Below are 16,940 nucleotides of genomic sequence, written 5' to 3'. Positions count from 1 at the left end.
AGCGGTCGCCCGGACTGTCGCTCGATAATCTGTCGAGCCGGGCGAAAGACGCGGCCCGCTTAGAGGCTTGCCGTCCTTTGATCAAGGGCTTTGCTGCGACGACCGTTGTCGGCCGGTGCGTTTCGGGCGGCGGGTTCTCTAAACCGGGAAGGCCTTCCGCTTCACGGGAGAGGCTCGCAGCAGGGTTGCCTTGTCGAGCGCGAGGGCGTGCGCGATCTCGTCGAGGGCCGCATCCTCGGTGTCGCTGATCCCGTCGAGGTCCGCCACATCGGCCGCGATCAGGAACGTGGCCTCGCGCTCGTCCGCCCCCCGCGTCGCGATGGCCGCGATCAGGCGCAGGTTCTCCGCTCGTCCCGCCCGGGTCCGCGCGCGCGCGATGCCGTCGTAGAGCTCGCTCTCCAGCATCAGCCGGTCGTAGCCCTTCTCGAGGATCGGGTTGGCCTGCATGCCGGCCAGAGCCGTATCGAACTCCTCGCCCGCCACCTCGCCGTCGGCGACGATCACGTTGGCGGCGGCCGAGACCATGGCCTGCATCAGAGCCTTGTCGCCCGCATAGGCAGTGACGGTCTGGCTGAAGCGGCCGACGATGTCCTGGAAGATGCTCATAGCGGGACAATGCTCATGGTGGCCTTCGGCCGGACGGATAGGGCTTCGCAGAGTGGGCTTCGCGGCGAACCGGTCATCGGCGCCTTCGGCGTTCCGCGGGGCGATGACAAGGAGGCAATGGCCCTCGGGCGATCTCGTTGCATCGTGCCCGCACTGGACTGCAACGGCAAAGCTTGTGATGAGGAGGAGGCTGCACCGTTGTCGCAGGCGAAAGACGAGGCGGCTCGCTTCGTCGGCACGGGGCGGAGGGGAGTAACGGGACATGGGACGGGACGGCGATCTGCGGGCCACCTTGCGCCAGGCGACGGCGGAGGCGCATGCCCGCCTCGACACGGGTTGGGAGGCGCATGATCTGACGCAGCGCTCGGCCTACGTGGCGTTCCTGTCGAGCATGGCCGTCGCCCTGGTGCCCCTGGAAGCAACCCTGGAGGCGGCGGGCGTCGAGGGAGTGCTGCCGGACTGGCCCGTGCGCCGGCGCAGTGCCGCGCTGCTGTCCGACCTCGCAGGCCTGTCGGCGCCGCCCATCGCGAAAACGTCCGATCCCGGTGACTGCAGCCCCGGCGAGATCGCCGGTATCCTCTACGTGCTGGAAGGGTCCCGCCTCGGCGGCAAGGTGATCCTGCGTCGCGTCCTCGCCTCGTCCAGCCCGGACATCCACGACAACGTCCGCTTCCTGCGCCACGGCGAAGGCCAGCGCCTGTGGCCGGCTTTCGCCACGTGGCTGGCGGCGGATGCATCCGCCCGCGCCGACATCGACGGCGCCATCGCCGGCGCGCACCGGGCCTTCGCGGCGTTCCAGGCGGCACAAGTGGCCGAAGTGCTCGCCCTCCCCTGATCGCTCAGGAAAAGCGAGCGGCCAGCATCTTGCCCAGGCTGTCGGCGGTGTAGGGCTTCTTGATCATCGGCACGTCGCCGAGCTCGGGCGGGATGCGGAAGCTCTCGCCATAGCCGGTGGCGAAGGCGAAGGGGGTGCCGAGGGCGGCGAGGCGCCGGGCCACGGGCACGCTCGTCTCGGAGCCGAGATTGACGTCGAGCAGCGCGAATTTCGGCTTGCCCGATTCGATCAGCCGCAGCGCATCGTGGACGGACGCCGCCATGTCGACCGCGCTCGCCCCGAGGGAAGTGAGGATTTCCTCCGCCTCCAGCGCGATGATCATGTTGTCCTCGACCACCAGAGCGGTCCCGGACAGCCGGGCGGAACGCTCGGTCTCCACGGCGTTTCGGAGACCGGCCGGCGCCTTGGTGACGGGAGCGATGCGAACGAAGGCCGCGGGCACGACGAAGCGTCCCGTGACACCGCCCAGCGCATAGGTGATCTCGGCCTCCCCCTGCAATTCGTAGGGAATCGAGCGCTCGATCAGGGTGGTGCCGAAGCCGCGGCGGGTCGGGGGCTTCACCGGCGGGCCATCGGTCTCGGACCAGCGGATCACGAGGCGCCCGGCCGCGTCGGTTTCCCAGCGCACGTCGACCCGGCCGTGGCCATCGGACAGCGCCCCGTACTTCGCCGAATTCGTCATCAGTTCGTGGACGACGAGAGCCAGGGTCGAGAAGGCCTGCGGCTCCAGCAGCATGTCCACGCCCGCCAGGCAGACCCGGTCCGCGCGCGCCCCGAGATAGGCCTCCGCCTCGAGGGCGATGAGATCGCGCAACGACCCCGGCCCCCAGTTGGTGGTGGTGATCTGGTCGTGCGCCCGTGCGAGCGCCTGGATGCGGCCGCCGACCACCGCCGCGAACGCCTCGACGCTGTCGGTGCCCGAACGGCTCTGGGCGACGATGCCGCGGATCAGGTTGAGGATGTTGCGGACGCGGTGGTTCAGCTCGGCGATGAGCAGTTCCTGGCGTTCCTGCGCGGTCTTGCGCTCTTTCTCGGCGGAATCGGTCAGCCGCAGGATCACTTCGAGCAAGGTGATGCGCAGCGATTCGGCAATGCGCAGATCCGCCTCGGTCCAGGGCGCGGATTGGCCGTGGACCACTTCGCTCCAAGCCTCGAAGCTCTTGCGCGGGGTCAGCCGGATTCCGTTGGGTCCCGGCGTCACCGGCTTGTCGGGATTGCCGGCCCAGGTCACCGTACGGGCGATCTCGCGGCGGAAGAACACGAGGAAGTCGCGCGGTGCCCGCGAGATCGGAACGGCGAGGAGGCCCGCCGCCCGCTCGGTGAAATCGGCCCCCGGCCGATGGACCTTGCCGATCTCGTTCGTGGCGAAGGCGCGGCTGGCGGCGGTCCGGTTGAGGAAGCGGACGAGGCCGGTGAACTCCTCGACGGTGGGCGTCGCGCCCTGCAGGGTCACGTGGCCGTTCACCCAGACGCCGATGCCGTCGCAGGTGACGATGCCGGCGATGTCGTCGAGGAAGCCGGTGATGTTTTCGAGGCTGGTCCCGCCCGAGGCCATCGCCCCCATCAGGCGGTTGTGCAACTCGCGCGACTTGGCCTCGTAGGCGACTTCGGCCTCGCGCTCGCGGCTCTCCAGAATCCAGGAGAACATCTGCCCGAACAGCTCGGCGCCGGTGCGGCGCTCCAGGGAGATGTGGCGCGGCTCGGAGTGGTGGCAGGCAAACAGCCCCCACAGCTTGCCGCCGCGCAGGATCGACACCGACAGCGAGGCCGCTACGCCCATGTTGCGCAGATATTCGAGGTGGATCGGCGACACCGTGCGCAGGGTGCTCATCGACAGGTCGAGGGGCCTGCCCTCGGGATCGCGCTGCGGCAGCACGGCGAAATTCTCGCCGTCCACGTCGGCGATGATCCTGAGCCAGTTGCGCTCGTAGAGCGCGCGCGCCTGCTTCGGGATGTCGGAGGCCGGGTAGTGCAAGCCGAGATACGGATCGAGGTTCGACCGAACCGATTCCGCGATGACCACGCCCGATTCGTCCGAATCGAAGCGATAGACCATCACGCGATCGAAGCCGGTGAGGGCCCGCATCTGGCGGACGGCTTCGCGGCAGAACGGGTCGAATCCGGTGGTCTGCTGCAGGCGGCCGACCATGCCGCGCACGAGGTTTCCGGCATTCAGATGCTCGGAGGTGCTCGGCTCGGCCTCGATGACGATGTCCGCGCCCGACAGGTGTAGGGCGATGTCGAAGGCGGGGCCGCCCTCCTGCAGGACGGTGTCGAAGATGCGGTCGATGGCATCCGCGCCGCGCAGGGTCTGCAGGTGCCCGCGGATGATGTGGATCGCCTCTCCGTCGAGGATGTCCGACAGCGGTTCTCCCAGCATGTCCGCGACCGGGCGTCCGAGCCAGCGGGGCGCGTTCTCGGAGGCCCGGACCACGATCCAATCGGGCGAGACGGCGACCAGGAAGCCGAAGGATTGGACCGCACCCAGGATATGGATCGGCTCACGGTCGCACGATGTCAGGTCGACGCCTTCTTCGGTCATGGCATCGGCTTTGTTGGCATCTGTCGATAATCTCGGAGTGTCCGGGGATCGCTCTTAGGGTGCGCGCAGGCCCCTGCCCATGGCGATAACGATGCAAAGCCCGGAAAAGTCTCGTCACAACCGCGCTGTCGGTCGCGACCGACTGCGGAACGACGCTGGCAATGCCGCGCTCTTGGTTCGTCGGGCAGGCCACGCGCTGTCTCGCGTGCGGCGGGTGAGCCCGCTCCGCATGCGGGGTTTGGACCGCACATCGCCGAACTGGCGAGCGACGCCGCGTCCCTTATGATCGGAGACCGAGGGCCGCCTCGCCATCCCGCTCGCACGGGTCTCGGCGGCAGCGAGAGCCCGGATGCGACATCGTCGGGATCGGGGTGACGCAGCGGTTTCGCGCGACCCAAATCAGGAAGCCGTGGTCTTGCCGAGCGAGGGGCGCCGATCGACACCGTGGCCCCGCAATCGCTTGCGAGCGCGAGTCCCCTATCCGCGAAGATAGGGGGTAGGATGAAGTGTGCGACCTGCCCGGATGGTCCACGGCCCACACCCCGACCTTCTCCCAAACCGGAGAGGGAGCCTGTTGCGCCCGGACCCACCAAGGTCATCGACCGGCACCTGGAGTGCAGATCGAGCCCTGGGGGCTTCGGGCACGGGTCAGCAGCTGAGGCGTCTACCCTCGCGGCGACCGAACTTCTGGTAGTGCGCGAAGGCCGAGGTCAGCTGGCCATTGGCAAGCGCCTGGCGCACATCGGGATTACACCGGATATAGGCGCTTTCGTCGAAGCCATTCTGGCGCCCGCCGGAGTTCTGGCGCCCTCCGAAGTCCTGGCGCCCGCCGGAGTTCTGGCGGTCTCCATAATCGCGGCTCCGCTCGCCGTTCCCACGGCCCCGATCCCTGTCATCGTAATCGCGGTCGCGCGAGCCACGGCCGCGGTCCCTGTCGTCGCGGTCGCCGTAGCCGTAATCGCGGCCGCCATAGGACTGAGCCGAGGCGAAGCCCACCGAGCCCATCAGGCTCAAACTGATGGCGGCGATTGCGCAGAACGTCTTCATGTCGCGTTTTCTCCCTGTGTGGAGCTGCAAACGGCCTGAGGCGGCAAATGGTTCGTTCGCCGAATTCTGCGCGGGGAACCACTGGGCCGTCCGATCACCGCAGCGATCAGCTTATCGGCTTCGCCCGTCCGGATAGTCCAGGCCGTCAGGGCCGTCGAACACTGCGTAGCGGCCCGCGCCGGGCGGTTCAGCGCAGCAGGCGCTCGGCGATCCGGTCGGCCGCCTCGCTCGTGGGAATGCCGTCGGCATCCGCGGCACGCAGGATCTGCCGGGTGGTGTCGGCGATCGTGTCGGTGCGGCGCAGGGCGGTCTCGACGTCGATCGGCTCCCCGTCCGAATGGAGGCGGATCACGCCGCCGGCATTCACGACGTAATCCGGGCAGTACAGGATTCCGGCCTCGCGCAGGCGGTGGCCATCCTCGGGGGTGGCGAGCTGGTTGTTGGCGCCCCCCGCGACGACCCTGGCCCTGATCTCCGGGATCGTCACGGCGTTCAGGGTCGCGCCGTAGGCGTTCGGGGAATACACGTCCGCCGCCGCCCGGTGGGCGCTGCCCGGCGCCAAAGCCTCGGCGCGGTAGCGGCGGCACGCCTCCGCCACCTTTTCCCCATCCACGTCCGAGACCAGCAGCGTGGCGCCGGCCTCGTGGAGGTAGTGCGCCAGCGCGAGGCCGACCTTGCCCAGGCCCTCGACGATGACCGTCGCGCCGTCCACGTCGAGGCCGCGATGCTCGAGCCCGACCTTGATCCCGAGGAACACGCCCCAGGCCGTGACCGGCGAGGGGTCGCCGGATCCATCGAACGGTCCGCGCCGCACGTGCCGCGTGGTCTCGCGCATCAGGGCGACGTCGGGCGTGGAGATGTTGGAATCCTCGGCGGTGAGGTAGCGGCCGCCGAGCATGTCGACGCAGCGCCCGAACGCCCGCAGCAGGTCCGGGGTCTTGTCCGTCCGCGGATCGCCGATGATCACCGCCTTGCCGCCGCCGCAGGGCAGGCCGGCCAGCGCGTTCTTGTACGACATCCCCCGCGACAGGCGCAGGGCGTCGGAGAGCGCCGCATCCTCGGAGGCGTAGGGCAGCATGCGGCAGCCGCCGAGGGCAGGCCCGCGTTTCGTGCTGTGGATCGCGATGATCGCCTTGAGGCCGCTCGCCGGGTCCTGGCAGTGGAGCACCGCCTCGTGCCGGTCGGATTGCGAATGCCGGAATACGGTCACTGTGTTGGCTTTCGAACGGAGGAGGATCGAAGGGGTCAGCGCGGCGGCATGCGCAGCGCGCCGTCGAGGCGCACGACTTCGCCGTTCAGCATCAGGTTTGCGACGATGCAGCGGACGAGATCCGCGAACTCCTCCGGCCGGCCGAGGCGGCTCGGATGCGGCACCTGCGTGCCGAGGGAATCCTGGGCCGCCTGCGGCAGGCCTTCGAGCATGGGCGTGAGGAACAGGCCCGGCGCGATCGCCATCACGCGGATGCGAGACCGGGCGAGTTCGCGCGCCACGGGCAGCGTCAGCCCGACGACGCCGCCCTTGGAGGCGGCGTAGGCGGCCTGCCCGATCTGCCCGTCGAAGGCGGCGATGCTGGCGGTGTTGACGATGATTCCGCGCTCCTCGCCGAGCGCCTCGGCGGTGGCCAGCCGGGCCGCGAACTGCGTCATCACGTTGAAGGTGCCGACGAGGTTGATCTCGACGGCCCGGCGGAAGTCGGCGAGCGGGTGTGGGGTGCCGTCCTTGCCGATCACCTTGGCCGCCGGCGCTACCCCGGCGCAGTTGACGAGGATGCGGGCGACGCCATGCGCGGCCTCCGCCGTCGCGACCGCGTCGGGATCGGTGACGTCCGTCTGGACGAAGAGGCCGCCGATCCGCTCCGCCCGCGCCCGGCCCGCCTCCGCGTTGAGATCGAGAATGGCGACGCGGGCGCCCTCGCGGGCGAGCCGTTCGGCGGTCGCCCCGCCGAGCCCGGAGGCGCCCCCGGTGACGATCGCCGCGATGCTGTCGATATCCATGATCGGTCCTCAGGCGCGTTCGAGGGCGAGGGCGGTGGCCTCGCCGCCGCCGATGCAGATTCCGGCGACGCCGCGCCGTGCCTCCCGTGCCGCGAGGGCGCCGAGGAGGGTCGCGACGATGCGCGCGCCGCTCGCGCCGATCGGGTGCCCGAGCGCGGTGGCGCCGCCGTTCACGTTCATGCGCTCGGCCGGGATCCCGAGTTCGCGCATGGCGATCATCGGTACGACCGCGAAGGCCTCGTTGACCTCGAACAGGTCGACGTCCCCCACCGTCCAGCCGGCCCGTTCGATGACCTTCCGCAGGGCCGGAACCGGGGCGGTGGCGAACTGCGCCGGCGCGTGCGCATACCCGCCCCGTGCGACGACCCGGGCCAGCACCGGCAGCCCGAGCCGGACGGCCACGCTCTCGCGGGTCATCACGAGGGCCGCGGCCCCGTCGGAGATCGAGGCGGAGCTCGCCGCGGTGATCGTGCCGTCCTGCGCAAAGGCCGGCTTGAGCGCGGGCACCTTCTCGGGCCGGGCCTTGCCCGGCTGCTCGTCGATCGCCACGCGGACGACGCCTGCCCGCGTCGCGATCTCCACCGGTACGATCTCTTGCTCGAAGGCGCCGTCCGCGATGGCCGCCCTGGCGCGGGCGAGCGAGCGCAGCGCGTAGGCGTCCTGCTCCTCCCGCGTGAACCCGTAGGCGCGGGCGGTGTCCTCGGCGAACGCCCCCATCGGCCGTCCGGGCTCGTAGGCGTCCTCCAGGCCGTCCATCATCATCGAATCGACGACCCGGTCGTGCCCGATCCGCGCGCCGGAGCGGTGCTTCGGCAGCAGGAAGGGCGCGTTGGTCATGCTCTCCATGCCGCCGGCGACGACCACGTCCGCGGCCCCGGCGTCGAGGGCGTCGGCGGCCATGATCGCCGCCTGCATCCCCGAGCCGCACATCTTGTTCACCGTGGTGGCCTCGACGGAGCGCGGCAGGCCGGCGGCCAGGGCCGCCTGCCGGGCCGGCGCCTGCCCGAGCCCGGCCGGCAGCACGCAGCCCATGTAGATCCGGTCGACCCGCGCCGGATCGAGTCCGGCGCGCGCGACCGCCGCCGCCACCGCGGCCGCCCCGAGCTGCGTCGCCGTTGCTCCTGCGAGCGCGCCCTGGAACCCGCCCATGGGGGTCCTGGCGTAGCCCGCGATGACGATGGGATCCCCAGGCATCGTAGAACCCTCAGAGCGCGCGTGCGATCAGCATGCGCTGGATGTCGGACGTGCCTTCGTAGATCTGGCACACACGGACATCGCGGTAGATCTTCGCGAGCCCGAACTCTTCGAGATAGCCGTAGCCGCCGAGCGTCTGGATCGCCGCGGAGACGACGGATTCCGCAGTCTCGGAGGCGACCAGCTTGGCCATCGACGCCTGCTTGAGGCAGGGCAGCCCGGCATCCTTCAAGGCGGCGGCGTGGAGCGTGAGCTGGCGCGCGGCCTCGAGGCGGGCTGCGGCGTCGGCGAGGCGGAATCCGACCGCCTGATGCGTGATGATCGCCGCGCCCATGGACCGGCGGTCCCGCGCGTAGCCGACGGCGATCTCCAGGGCGGCCTGCGCCATGCCGACGGATTGCGCCGCGATGCCGATCCGGCCGGCCTCGAGGTTCGAGAGCGCGATGGAATAGCCGCGACCCACCGGGCCGAAGACGAGGTCGTCCGGCACGACGCACGCGTCGAGGCGGAGCGCGCAGGTCTCCGAGGCGCCCTGGCCGAGCTTCTTCTCGACCCGTTCCACGCTGTAGCCGGGCGTGTCGGTGGGCACGAGGAAGCCGGTGATGCCCTTGCGGCCCGCCTCCGGATCCGTGACGGCGAACACCATGGCGATCTTGGCGATCCGGCCGGAGGTGATGAACTGCTTGGCGCCGTCGAGCCGCCAGCCGCCCGCCACCCGGGTCGCGCGGGTGCGGAGGGCGGCGGCGTCGGACCCCGCTTCCGCTTCCGTCAGCGCGAACGCGCCGAGGCTGCGGCCGGCGATCAGGTCCGGCAGGAACCGCGCCTTCTGCGCCTCGCTGCCGTCCTTCAGCAGGCCCCCCACCAGGATCGAGTTCTGGATCGACAGGATGGTCGAGAGCGCCCCGTCGGCGGCGGCGATCTCCATCAGGGCGAGCGCATAGGAGACCGTGTCGGCGCCTGCGCCGGACAGCTCCTCGGGCGCCAGCATCCCCATCAGCCCGAGGGCGGCCATCTCCTCGAACAGGGCGGCGGGATAGCCCCCGGCCGCCTCGCAGGCGGCCGCGCCGGGCCGGATCCGCGCCTGCGCGAAGGCCCGTACGGCGGCCTGGATGGCGGTTTGCGTCTCGGTGAGAACCACGATGCCTCCTCAGGCCGCCTTCGCGCCGTCGGGGCGGGCGGTGTCGTACGCGTCCATCAGCATTTGCCTCCGGTCAGCGGCGGCGGCCAGCGCCGCTTCCTTCACCGGGCCGAAGCCGCGAATCTCGGCCGGTAGCGTGGCGAGCGCCGTCGCGGCCTCCAGGTTGTGGGGTGCGAGCTCGCCGCACAGGCGCCCGACGAGGGCGAGATAGGCATCGCGCAGGTCCCGCTCCGCCCGGCGCTCCCGGGTGCGGCCGAACGGATCCACCGGGGTGCCGCGCAACGCCTTGCCCTTGGCGAGCAGGCGCAGGGCCGGGAAGATCCACGGGCCGAACCGGCGCTTGATCGGGCGATGCGTCGCGGGATCGCGCTTGGCGAGCAGCGGCGGGGCGAGCCAGACCGAAAGCGACTTTTGCCCCGCGAACCGGGCCGAGAGGGCGGCGGCGAAGGCGGGCTCCGCGTAGAGCCGCGCCACCTCGTATTCGTCCTTGTAGGCCATCACCCGATAGGCCTGGACCGCGACGGCGCGGGCGAACGCCTCTCCGGCCGGCCCGAAGGCGCGGGCGGCGGATCGGGCGCGCTGCGCCAGATCGCGATAACGCCCGGCATAGGCCGCATCCTGATAGGCGACGAGATCGGCGGCGTTGCGGGCCACGACCTCGGCGACCGTCTCGCTCTGCGGGGCGGCCGGCGCGAGGCCGGCGATCTTCTCGACCCCGGCGAGATCCGTCGCCGCGAGCCGCCCCCAGGCCAGCGCGCGGGTGTTGAGGGACACCGCCGTGCCGTTGGCCGCGATGGCGCCGTGGAGCGCCGAGAGCGGCATCGGTACCAGGCCCTTCTGCCACGCGTAGCCGACCAGCATCACGTTGGCGGCGATCGGGTCGCCGAACAGGGCCTGCGACAGCGCCGTGGCGCGCAGGGTATGGGCCTCGCCCGCCCGGGCGACGAGGGTGTCGACGATGCGCCGCGTCGGCAGCCGGGCGTCGCGGTCGGTGACGATGGCGGCCGTCGGCGTCTCGTCGGTGTTGACCACGACCGCGGTGCGTCCGGGGGCGAACTTGCGCTGCCCGTCGGCGGAGACGGCCACGAGGCTGTCGGTGGCCAGCATCAGGTCGATGTCGCCCTCGCCGATGCGGACCGCGTCGATCGCCCGGTCGGGCGCGGCGATCCGGACCTGACTGACCACGGCGCCGTTCTTCTGGGCGAGACCGGTGAAATCGAGCACCGTCGCCCGCAGGCCGGCGAGATGCGCGGCCGTCCCGAGCAGCGCCCCCAGGGTCAGGACGCCGAGCCCGCCGATGCCGGCGATGTAGACGTTCATCACGCCCTGGAGCGCGGGGATGGCGGGATCGGTCAGGGCGCGGACAGCGCGGGTCTCGTACGCGGCGATCCGGTCGCCGTCGGGGTTGCGCAGGATCGGGCCTTCGAGCTCGACGAAGCTCGGGCAGAACCCCTTCACGCAGGAGAAGTCCTTGTTGCAGCTCGACTGGTTGATCCGCCGCTTGGTCCCGAACGGCGTCTCCAGCGGCTCCACCGCGATGCAGTTCGACTGGACCGAGCAGTCGCCGCAGCCCTCGCAGACGCGCGGGTTGATGAAGAGGCGGCGGTCCGGGTCCACGAGCTGTTTCCGCTTGCGCCGCCGCCGCTTCTCGGCCGCGCAGGTCTGCACGTAGACGATGGCGGTGACGCCCGGCCGGGTCCGCAGCTCGCGCTGAACGGCGTCGAGCTCGTCGCGGTGATGCACCCGCGTCCCCGCCCCGAGGTCGGCCGCATTTTCCAAGGTCGCGGGCTCGTCGCCGACGAGACGGATGTCGCCGACGCCCTCGGCGGCGAGCTGGCGGGCCAGCGCGGCCGGGGTCGGGGCGCCCTCGGCGGGCTGGCCGCCGGTCATAGCCACCGCGTCGTTGAACAGGATCTTGAAGGTGATCGGCGTCCTGGCCGCCACCGCCGCGCGGATCGCGAGCAGGCCGGAATGCTGGTAGGTGCCGTCGCCGAGGTTCTGGAAGATGTGCGGCGTCTGCGAGAACGGGGCCGCGCCCATCCACTGCGCGCCCTCGCCGCCCATCTGGCTGAAGGTGGCCGTCTTCAGCGACGGCTGGGACAGCGCCATGACGTGGCAGCCGATGCCGCCGCCGCTGATCGACCCCTCCGGCGTCTTCGTCGAGGAATTGTGCGGGCAGCCGGGGCAGAAGAACGGTGTGCGCTGGGGAAAGGGAACGACGTTTTCGGGCCTGTTCCGGGCCGCGGCCGCATCGACCCTGGCCGCCAGCTGCCGGCCGGTCTCGCGATCCGGAAGGCGGCCGGCGAGGACACGGGCCACCATGGCCGCGGAGAATTCCATGACCGTGGGCAGGAGCGGGGCACCGGTCTCGTCGGTCCGCCCCGTCACCCGCGGCCGACGCTCGGCCGGGCGGTGATAGAGGGCGTGCTTGATCTGCTCCTCGACCGTCGGCGCCTTCTCCTCGACCACGAGGATCTCCTCGCAGCCCTCGGCGAAGGCGAGCAGGCTGCCGGTGTCGAGCGGCCAGCTCATCGCGACCTTGTAGACCGAGACGCCGAGGGCGCTCGCGGCCGCCGGCGTCAGCCCGAGATTGTTCAGGGCCTGCATCAGGTCCTGGTGCGCCTTTCCCACCGTGACCACGCAGAGACGGGTCGACGCCGCCCGGATGATGGGCCGGTCGATTCCGTTCGCTGCCGCCCAGGCGATTGCGGCGGGCAGGCGCTCCTCGACGAGGCGCCGCTCCAACTCCGCCCGCTGCCCCGGCCACGTGATCCGCGGATCCCAGTTGAGGCCGTGGCCGGGCACCATCGCGGCCGGGGCGAGGAAGCGGGGATGGGCGTCGGGAAGCGTGAAGGAGGCGGCGCTCTCGACCACCTCCGCCACCGTCTTCAGCGCCACCCACAGGCCGCTGAAGCGCGACAGGGCGATGCCCGCCATCCCGAGTGAGAGGATCTCCCCGACATCGGCCGGCTGGAGCACCGGCATCATCACCGAGCGGAAGATCCCGTCGGTCTGGTGCGGGTACATCGAGGATTGGGCCGCATGGTCGTCGCCCGCCACCGCCAGCACCCCGCCGAGCGGCGACGTCCCGAGGACGTTGGCGGTGCGGAAGACGTCGCCCGAGCGGTCCACCCCCGGCCCCTTGCCGTACCAGATCCCGAACACGCCCTCGACGCGCGTCGGGCCGTAGGCGCGGTGCATCTGCGCGCCCCAGAGCGCGGTGGCCGCGAGATCCTCGTTGAGGCCCGGCTGGAACACCACGTCGTGGTCGTCGAGGAAGCTCTTGGCCTTCCAGAGCTGCTGGTCGTAGGCCCCGAGGGGCGATCCGCGATAGCCCGAGACGAGGCCGGCCGTGTCGTGGCCGGCGTGGCGGTCGAAGCGGCGCTGCATCAGCGGCAGGCGGACCAGCGCCTGGATGCCGGTCATGAAGGTCGGGCCGTCGACGGCGTTGTAAATCTGTTCGAGGCTCGTGACGCGGGTGTTCGGCGCGGTCTCGCTCGCCCCGTTCCCGCCCGCTCCAACCGTCATCGCCTCGACGCCCTCGGGCGGTCCGCTCCGCCGGGCCGGAAGCTAGGCTTTGCGGAGCGACGGCGGGAACCAAATTGACGCCGCCGCGCGGCGTGGATTAGGTGGATCGGACCAGGGATCGGGTATCGTTAGTTGGAATGCGCCAAGACCGCTCGATAGACGGGTACGATCGCAAGATCCTGGATGAGCTGGCGCGCGACGGCCGCAAGAGCGGACAGGAGGTCGCCGACGCGATCGGCCTGAGCCTGACGCCGACCCTGCGCCGGGTCCGCCGTCTCGAAGCCGAAGGCTACATCCTCAAATACGTCGCCGTCCTCGACGAGGCCAAGCTGATCGGCGGCATGACCGCCTTCATCTCGGTGACGCTCGAGCGCCAGGTCGAGGACGTCCTGCGCGAATTCGAAATCCGAGTCGCGCGCATGCCCGAGGTGCTCGAAGGCTACCTGACGTCGGGAAGCGCTGATTACCTGTTGCGGGCCGCCGTCCGCTCGCTCGACCATTACCAGACCGTGATCGGGGAACTCACCAAGGTGCCCGGCGTGGCGCGGATCCAGTCGAGTTTCTCCCTGAGGATGTTTCTCAAGAAGACCAACTGATCCCGCATCGCCGAGCTTTTCCGGCGCGAGGGGATCGCCGCTGCGATGGCCTCTGGCGGGTCCGAAGCGTTCCCGGACGTAGTGCACGACGATGCCGGCCAGCGCCGTAACGGCCACACGCGACTCAACCCGTCGAGCCACGCAGACAGAGGGAACACTGGAATAGGGAAAGTGGAGCGGGTACCGGGAATCGAACCCGGGTATTCAGCTTGGAAGGCTGACCGATTGCGTTTGAAGCCTCTACGGGCCGCCTGGGGATCGTTCACCAAACCATTGATGCATAGATGATTTTCTACGGATTCCCGTACCCGCCCCCTTGCGGAAGGGGGAATACTGCGGTTGGTATCCCGGTGGTATCCAGCCGGAGCATCCTAAATGGCCAAGCCCGAGGGACGGGGGTCCTACGCCCGTGAGCGCTGCAAGTTGACCGCGGGACATGTTATCCGCGCCCGGTCGCTCATCGCGAAGGGGGAGGTGCCAGGACGCGGTCTGGACATGGTGGATGAGGCCTGCACGGGACTTGTTCTCCGCGTCACGCGCCGATCCGCAACGTGGTTGCGGAAGGGCAAGGCAGGCACGCTTCGGATCGGCGATGCGTCCGTGATTACCCTGGCTCAGGCGCGCGACCAGGCTGAAAGGGCACGTCTCGCTCTCGCAGGCGCGACCTGGCACGATCCCAAGCTTGAGCTTCATGCATTCGAGAGCGTCCTAAAGCGCACCGGCGGGGACGAGGCACATGCCCTCAATGTGGCGTGGCCCGAGGCGGTCGAGGAGCCCAACGAGGAAGATCGCCTTCGCAACGGCCCATGGACCTGGGCTGACCTCCGCGAGAAATTCCTCGCGTGGAAGATGCCGAAACTGAAGGATACCTACCGTCCACAATACGAGCGCTACCTCCGGCATCCTGAACTCGACCGCCTTGGTTGGCAGACGGTCGCCAACCTCAACCTCAACGAACTTCTCAGAGTCCGGGACGAGGTTCTCGACACGGTGGCACGTAGCGCAGCCAAGCGTGTGATGCGTCAGTTCGGCGAGGCGATGGCATGGGGATGGAAACAGGAGGCCCGGCGCTGCCGTCTCGTGAAGGTCGATTTTCCCTGGTGGGAGCGGTGCCAGGTGGATTACCAGCCGGGCAAGAAGGACCACGTTCCGACCGTTGAGGAACTTGCGCGAACGCTCGCCTTGGCCGAGCGACATCGCTCACTGGGGCAAACTGAACACGCGACCAGCCCCGGCGCCCTCGGCGCTCTCTGGGCCGTCATCCTCACCGGCCAGCGGACGGGGGCACTCACCAAGACCGAGGTGGCTTCCTGTGTGCCCCTAGAGGATCCGAAGCGCCCTGGATGGAGAGTGATGGGCTGGACGGGTGCCGTCATGAAGTCCGGGCTACCCCATGCCCTGCCTATTCCTCCGACCGCCTGGGACGCGATGGACCGCTACTGGCGCGAGGATGCCGCCGAGCGTGTTGGAGAATCCAGACCCGTTCTTTTTCCGTCTCGGCGCGGTGCGAAGCACATCGCCCCCGAGGCCATAAACCAGCTCCTGGCGCGCCTTCAGGGGCTTGTGAACGGCAAGGGGGATCGAGCGGTTCGGGACAACCTTTTCGAACAGCATGGCATTCGGCGATGGACGCCTCACGATACGCGACGTGCCTTGGCCACCTGGCTCGGTGAGCGAAGGATGGGCGGGATTGCCAGCGCCATCTTGGACCACACGAACAACAAGGCCCAGGACGAGCGAGAAAAGCGAGCCCCCGTTACGCGCCTTCACTACGACATGGCGCAGCGCATCGACTTCAAAGCGGAAGGGATGGAGGCGTGGTGTGAGGCGATCCTAGCTGCCTACGAGAGGGAGCGAGACGCGCTGAACGCCCTGCCCCTACCGAAGGCCCGCCCTCGTCCCCTTCGGCGACAATCGGTCAAGCGATCCTCTTTGGCCGCTTGACCGACCTTGCGCATGATGCCGATCACAGGGTCCAACGAGCGATCGCGGCTTCTGCCTCGGCGGGGGTGTCCCGGATGCGATAGATGGTCTGGCGGGAGAGCCCTGTACCGGCTGCGATGCCACTGATGCCATCGCCTCGGCTAAGGCCGTCCCTCACCGCGTCCAACTCGGCCTTGGTGAAGCTCGGCTTCCGGCCCCGATAGGCGCCCTCGCGCTCCTTGGCGTGGTCGATGCCGGACCGTTGCGTGATCCGGTTGGCCTCAGCCTGCGCCTGCGCCGTGGCCGCCATGAACCCGATGAGCGCGTCCCGGACTGCCTGCTGCATCGGGTCCGTCGTCGCCCCGTCGAAGGTCAGGCCGTTGATGACGGTTCGTATGATGACCCCCCTCCTCATGAACTCCCTGATTGTATCGCACACGTCCACGTAATTCCGGCCCAGACGGTCCACCCAGCGCACGACCAGGGTGTCGCCGCTCCGAAGCATGTCGAACAGCCGGCGGCCTTGTGGCCTATCCCTGAGGCAGGTGGTGATGCCCGAAACGCCCTCGTCCGCCACCACCTCATCGATCTTGAAGCCGGCCTTCTCGGCCAGGGTTCGCTGGTGCGCGCTCGTTTGATCGGCGGTCGAGACGCGAGCGTACAAGATGGTTTGCATGAATCTAAGATCTGTCCGTACAGGTTATGTACGTAAGAAAGCATGTCCGTATGGATAAATCAACCCTTACGGACGGCAAAACGGATACCTCCCCGACTGTCCGTAAAACCATAGTCTAGCGGACGAAAAGGTTCACGTATCGACTATCACCGTGGCGAAAATTTTGAGTGACATCACTGTCGGGCTCTGTGCATCGCGCAGGCTGTTCACCAAGCTTCGATGCCCCTACCAAGGCAGCTGACTAGCGCACAGGACGGACATGCAGCGCATCACGATCACCATTGATGACGACTTGCTGGCTGCCGTTGATGAGCTTTGCGAGCGACGCGGTTACGGCAGCCGGTCGGAGGCCGTGCGCGATATCGTCCGTGATGCGGTCGCGCCATCACAGGCGGCGCTTGCAGGCGACACCCCATTCTACGGAGCCCTAAGCTACGTCTACAGCCATGGCACGCGCGACTTGGCGCGCCGCCTGACAGACGAGGGGCACCACCATGGTGTTTCGGTCGCCAGCATGCACGTCCATCTGACGCGAGACGACTGTCTTGAGGTCGCCGTCCTGCGTGGGTCGATGTCCGCCATGCAGACCTATGCTGACACCGTGACCACACAACGTGGTGTGCGCTACGGCCATCTGCACCTGATCCCTGAAGGCGACGGCGAGCACGCCGGGCACAATCACCAGCACGGTGACGGTGCCGCTGACTGACCAGGATGTTGCTCTGCGCGCAACACGGGTGGCGATAATCCTGAAGTGTGAGCTTTGCGTATGTTTCTCCTACGCAAGGCGTGCCAAGTCAGGGATGTCGTCACCCTTACCCCGGAACACCGGTGTGCACCTCCAATGATCGCCTTGCCGT

General features: G+C 69.2%; 13 protein-coding genes and 1 tRNA gene. 4 read left to right on the top strand and 10 right to left on the bottom strand.

The features are described from left to right. Positions 1-138: 138 nt before the first annotated feature. A complete protein-coding gene (locus tag G3T14_RS03145) occupies positions 139-606 on the bottom strand; it encodes a tellurite resistance TerB family protein (protein ID WP_163639936.1) in 468 nt (155 codons plus the stop codon). Between the two features lie 262 nt (positions 607-868). On the opposite strand from G3T14_RS03145, the gene G3T14_RS03140 reads away from it, so the two are divergent. Then, positions 869-1,441 carry a biliverdin-producing heme oxygenase gene (locus G3T14_RS03140; RefSeq protein ID WP_163639934.1) on the top strand — a complete coding sequence of 191 codons (573 nt, stop codon included), beginning with the start codon at positions 869-871 and terminating at the stop codon, positions 1,439-1,441. Positions 1,442-1,445: 4 nt separating this feature from the next. On the opposite strand, the gene G3T14_RS03135 is transcribed toward G3T14_RS03140, so the two are convergent. The 7 genes from G3T14_RS03135 to G3T14_RS03105 form a co-directional block, all read right to left on the bottom strand. Next, complete coding sequence (locus G3T14_RS03135) at positions 1,446-3,983, bottom strand: HWE histidine kinase domain-containing protein (RefSeq protein ID WP_163639932.1); 2,538 nt, start codon at positions 3,981-3,983, stop codon at positions 1,446-1,448. A 648-nt stretch (positions 3,984-4,631) separates the two neighbouring features. Beyond that, positions 4,632-5,030: a hypothetical protein gene (locus G3T14_RS03130; RefSeq protein WP_163639922.1), complete on the bottom strand. Its 399-nt coding sequence runs from the start codon at positions 5,028-5,030 to the stop codon at positions 4,632-4,634. A 187-nt stretch (positions 5,031-5,217) separates the two neighbouring features. Next, positions 5,218-6,240, bottom strand: a complete 1,023-nt coding sequence (locus G3T14_RS03125) for a Glu/Leu/Phe/Val dehydrogenase dimerization domain-containing protein (RefSeq protein WP_163639920.1) — start codon at positions 6,238-6,240, stop codon at positions 5,218-5,220. A gap of 35 nt (positions 6,241-6,275) precedes the next feature. After that, positions 6,276-7,025: an SDR family NAD(P)-dependent oxidoreductase gene (locus G3T14_RS03120; protein WP_163639918.1), complete on the bottom strand. Its 750-nt coding sequence runs from the start codon at positions 7,023-7,025 to the stop codon at positions 6,276-6,278. A gap of 9 nt (positions 7,026-7,034) precedes the next feature. Beyond that, complete coding sequence (locus tag G3T14_RS03115; RefSeq protein ID WP_163639916.1) at positions 7,035-8,219, bottom strand: acetyl-CoA C-acyltransferase; 1,185 nt, start codon at positions 8,217-8,219, stop codon at positions 7,035-7,037. 10 nt (positions 8,220-8,229) lie between these two features. Continuing rightward, the gene (locus tag G3T14_RS03110; protein ID WP_163639914.1) at positions 8,230-9,357 is read right to left on the bottom strand and encodes an acyl-CoA dehydrogenase family protein; all 1,128 of its coding nucleotides are present in this window, start codon (positions 9,355-9,357) and stop codon (positions 8,230-8,232) included. A 9-nt stretch (positions 9,358-9,366) separates the two neighbouring features. Beyond that, positions 9,367-12,885: an indolepyruvate ferredoxin oxidoreductase family protein gene (locus G3T14_RS03105; RefSeq protein WP_163639912.1), complete on the bottom strand. Its 3,519-nt coding sequence runs from the start codon at positions 12,883-12,885 to the stop codon at positions 9,367-9,369. Positions 12,886-13,022: 137 nt separating this feature from the next. Here G3T14_RS03105 and G3T14_RS03100 point away from each other — a divergent pair, with 137 nt between their 5' ends. Next, on the top strand, positions 13,023-13,481 hold the full coding sequence (locus tag G3T14_RS03100) for an Lrp/AsnC family transcriptional regulator (RefSeq protein WP_163639910.1): 459 nt from the start codon (positions 13,023-13,025) through the stop codon (positions 13,479-13,481). A 172-nt stretch (positions 13,482-13,653) separates the two neighbouring features. Here the strand turns inward: G3T14_RS03100 and G3T14_RS03095 are convergent. Beyond that, a tRNA-Gly gene (locus G3T14_RS03095) sits at positions 13,654-13,793 on the bottom strand. Positions 13,794-13,856: 63 nt separating this feature from the next. On the opposite strand from G3T14_RS03095, the gene G3T14_RS03090 reads away from it, so the two are divergent. Continuing rightward, positions 13,857-15,425: an integrase family protein gene (locus tag G3T14_RS03090; RefSeq protein WP_163639908.1), complete on the top strand. Its 1,569-nt coding sequence runs from the start codon at positions 13,857-13,859 to the stop codon at positions 15,423-15,425. Positions 15,426-15,447: 22 nt separating this feature from the next. On the opposite strand, the gene G3T14_RS03085 is transcribed toward G3T14_RS03090, so the two are convergent. Then, positions 15,448-16,080 carry a recombinase family protein gene (locus G3T14_RS03085; RefSeq protein WP_163639906.1) on the bottom strand — a complete coding sequence of 211 codons (633 nt, stop codon included), beginning with the start codon at positions 16,078-16,080 and terminating at the stop codon, positions 15,448-15,450. 259 nt (positions 16,081-16,339) lie between these two features. Here G3T14_RS03085 and nikR point away from each other — a divergent pair, with 259 nt between their 5' ends. Continuing rightward, on the top strand, positions 16,340-16,789 hold the full coding sequence (gene nikR / locus G3T14_RS03080) for a nickel-responsive transcriptional regulator NikR (RefSeq protein WP_163639904.1): 450 nt from the start codon (positions 16,340-16,342) through the stop codon (positions 16,787-16,789). Positions 16,790-16,940: the final 151 nt, after the last annotated feature.

The organism is Methylobacterium sp. BTF04 (genome assembly GCF_010692745.1).
Lineage (GTDB): Bacteria > Pseudomonadota > Alphaproteobacteria > Rhizobiales > Beijerinckiaceae > Methylobacterium.
This window is presented reverse-complemented; position numbering and strand designations above follow the sequence as displayed.

What these genes read in the sequence shown, in the direction of transcription:
- G3T14_RS03145 (WP_163639936.1), bottom strand. Translation starts at nt 606, where the DNA reads ATGAGCATCTTCCAGGACATCGTCGGCCGCTTCAGCCAGACCGTCACT.
- G3T14_RS03140 (WP_163639934.1), top strand. Translation starts at nt 869, where the DNA reads ATGGGACGGGACGGCGATCTGCGGGCCACCTTGCGCCAGGCGACGGCG.
- G3T14_RS03135 (WP_163639932.1), bottom strand. Translation starts at nt 3,983, where the DNA reads ATGACCGAAGAAGGCGTCGACCTGACATCGTGCGACCGTGAGCCGATC.
- G3T14_RS03130 (WP_163639922.1), bottom strand. Translation starts at nt 5,030, where the DNA reads ATGAAGACGTTCTGCGCAATCGCCGCCATCAGTTTGAGCCTGATGGGC.
- G3T14_RS03120 (WP_163639918.1), bottom strand. Translation starts at nt 7,025, where the DNA reads ATGGATATCGACAGCATCGCGGCGATCGTCACCGGGGGCGCCTCCGGG.
- G3T14_RS03115 (WP_163639916.1), bottom strand. Translation starts at nt 8,219, where the DNA reads ATGCCTGGGGATCCCATCGTCATCGCGGGCTACGCCAGGACCCCCATG.
- G3T14_RS03105 (WP_163639912.1), bottom strand. Translation starts at nt 12,885, where the DNA reads ATGACGGTTGGAGCGGGCGGGAACGGGGCGAGCGAGACCGCGCCGAAC.
- G3T14_RS03100 (WP_163639910.1), top strand. Translation starts at nt 13,023, where the DNA reads ATGCGCCAAGACCGCTCGATAGACGGGTACGATCGCAAGATCCTGGAT.
- G3T14_RS03090 (WP_163639908.1), top strand. Translation starts at nt 13,857, where the DNA reads ATGGCCAAGCCCGAGGGACGGGGGTCCTACGCCCGTGAGCGCTGCAAG.
- G3T14_RS03085 (WP_163639906.1), bottom strand. Translation starts at nt 16,080, where the DNA reads ATGCAAACCATCTTGTACGCTCGCGTCTCGACCGCCGATCAAACGAGC.
- nikR (WP_163639904.1), top strand. Translation starts at nt 16,340, where the DNA reads ATGCAGCGCATCACGATCACCATTGATGACGACTTGCTGGCTGCCGTT.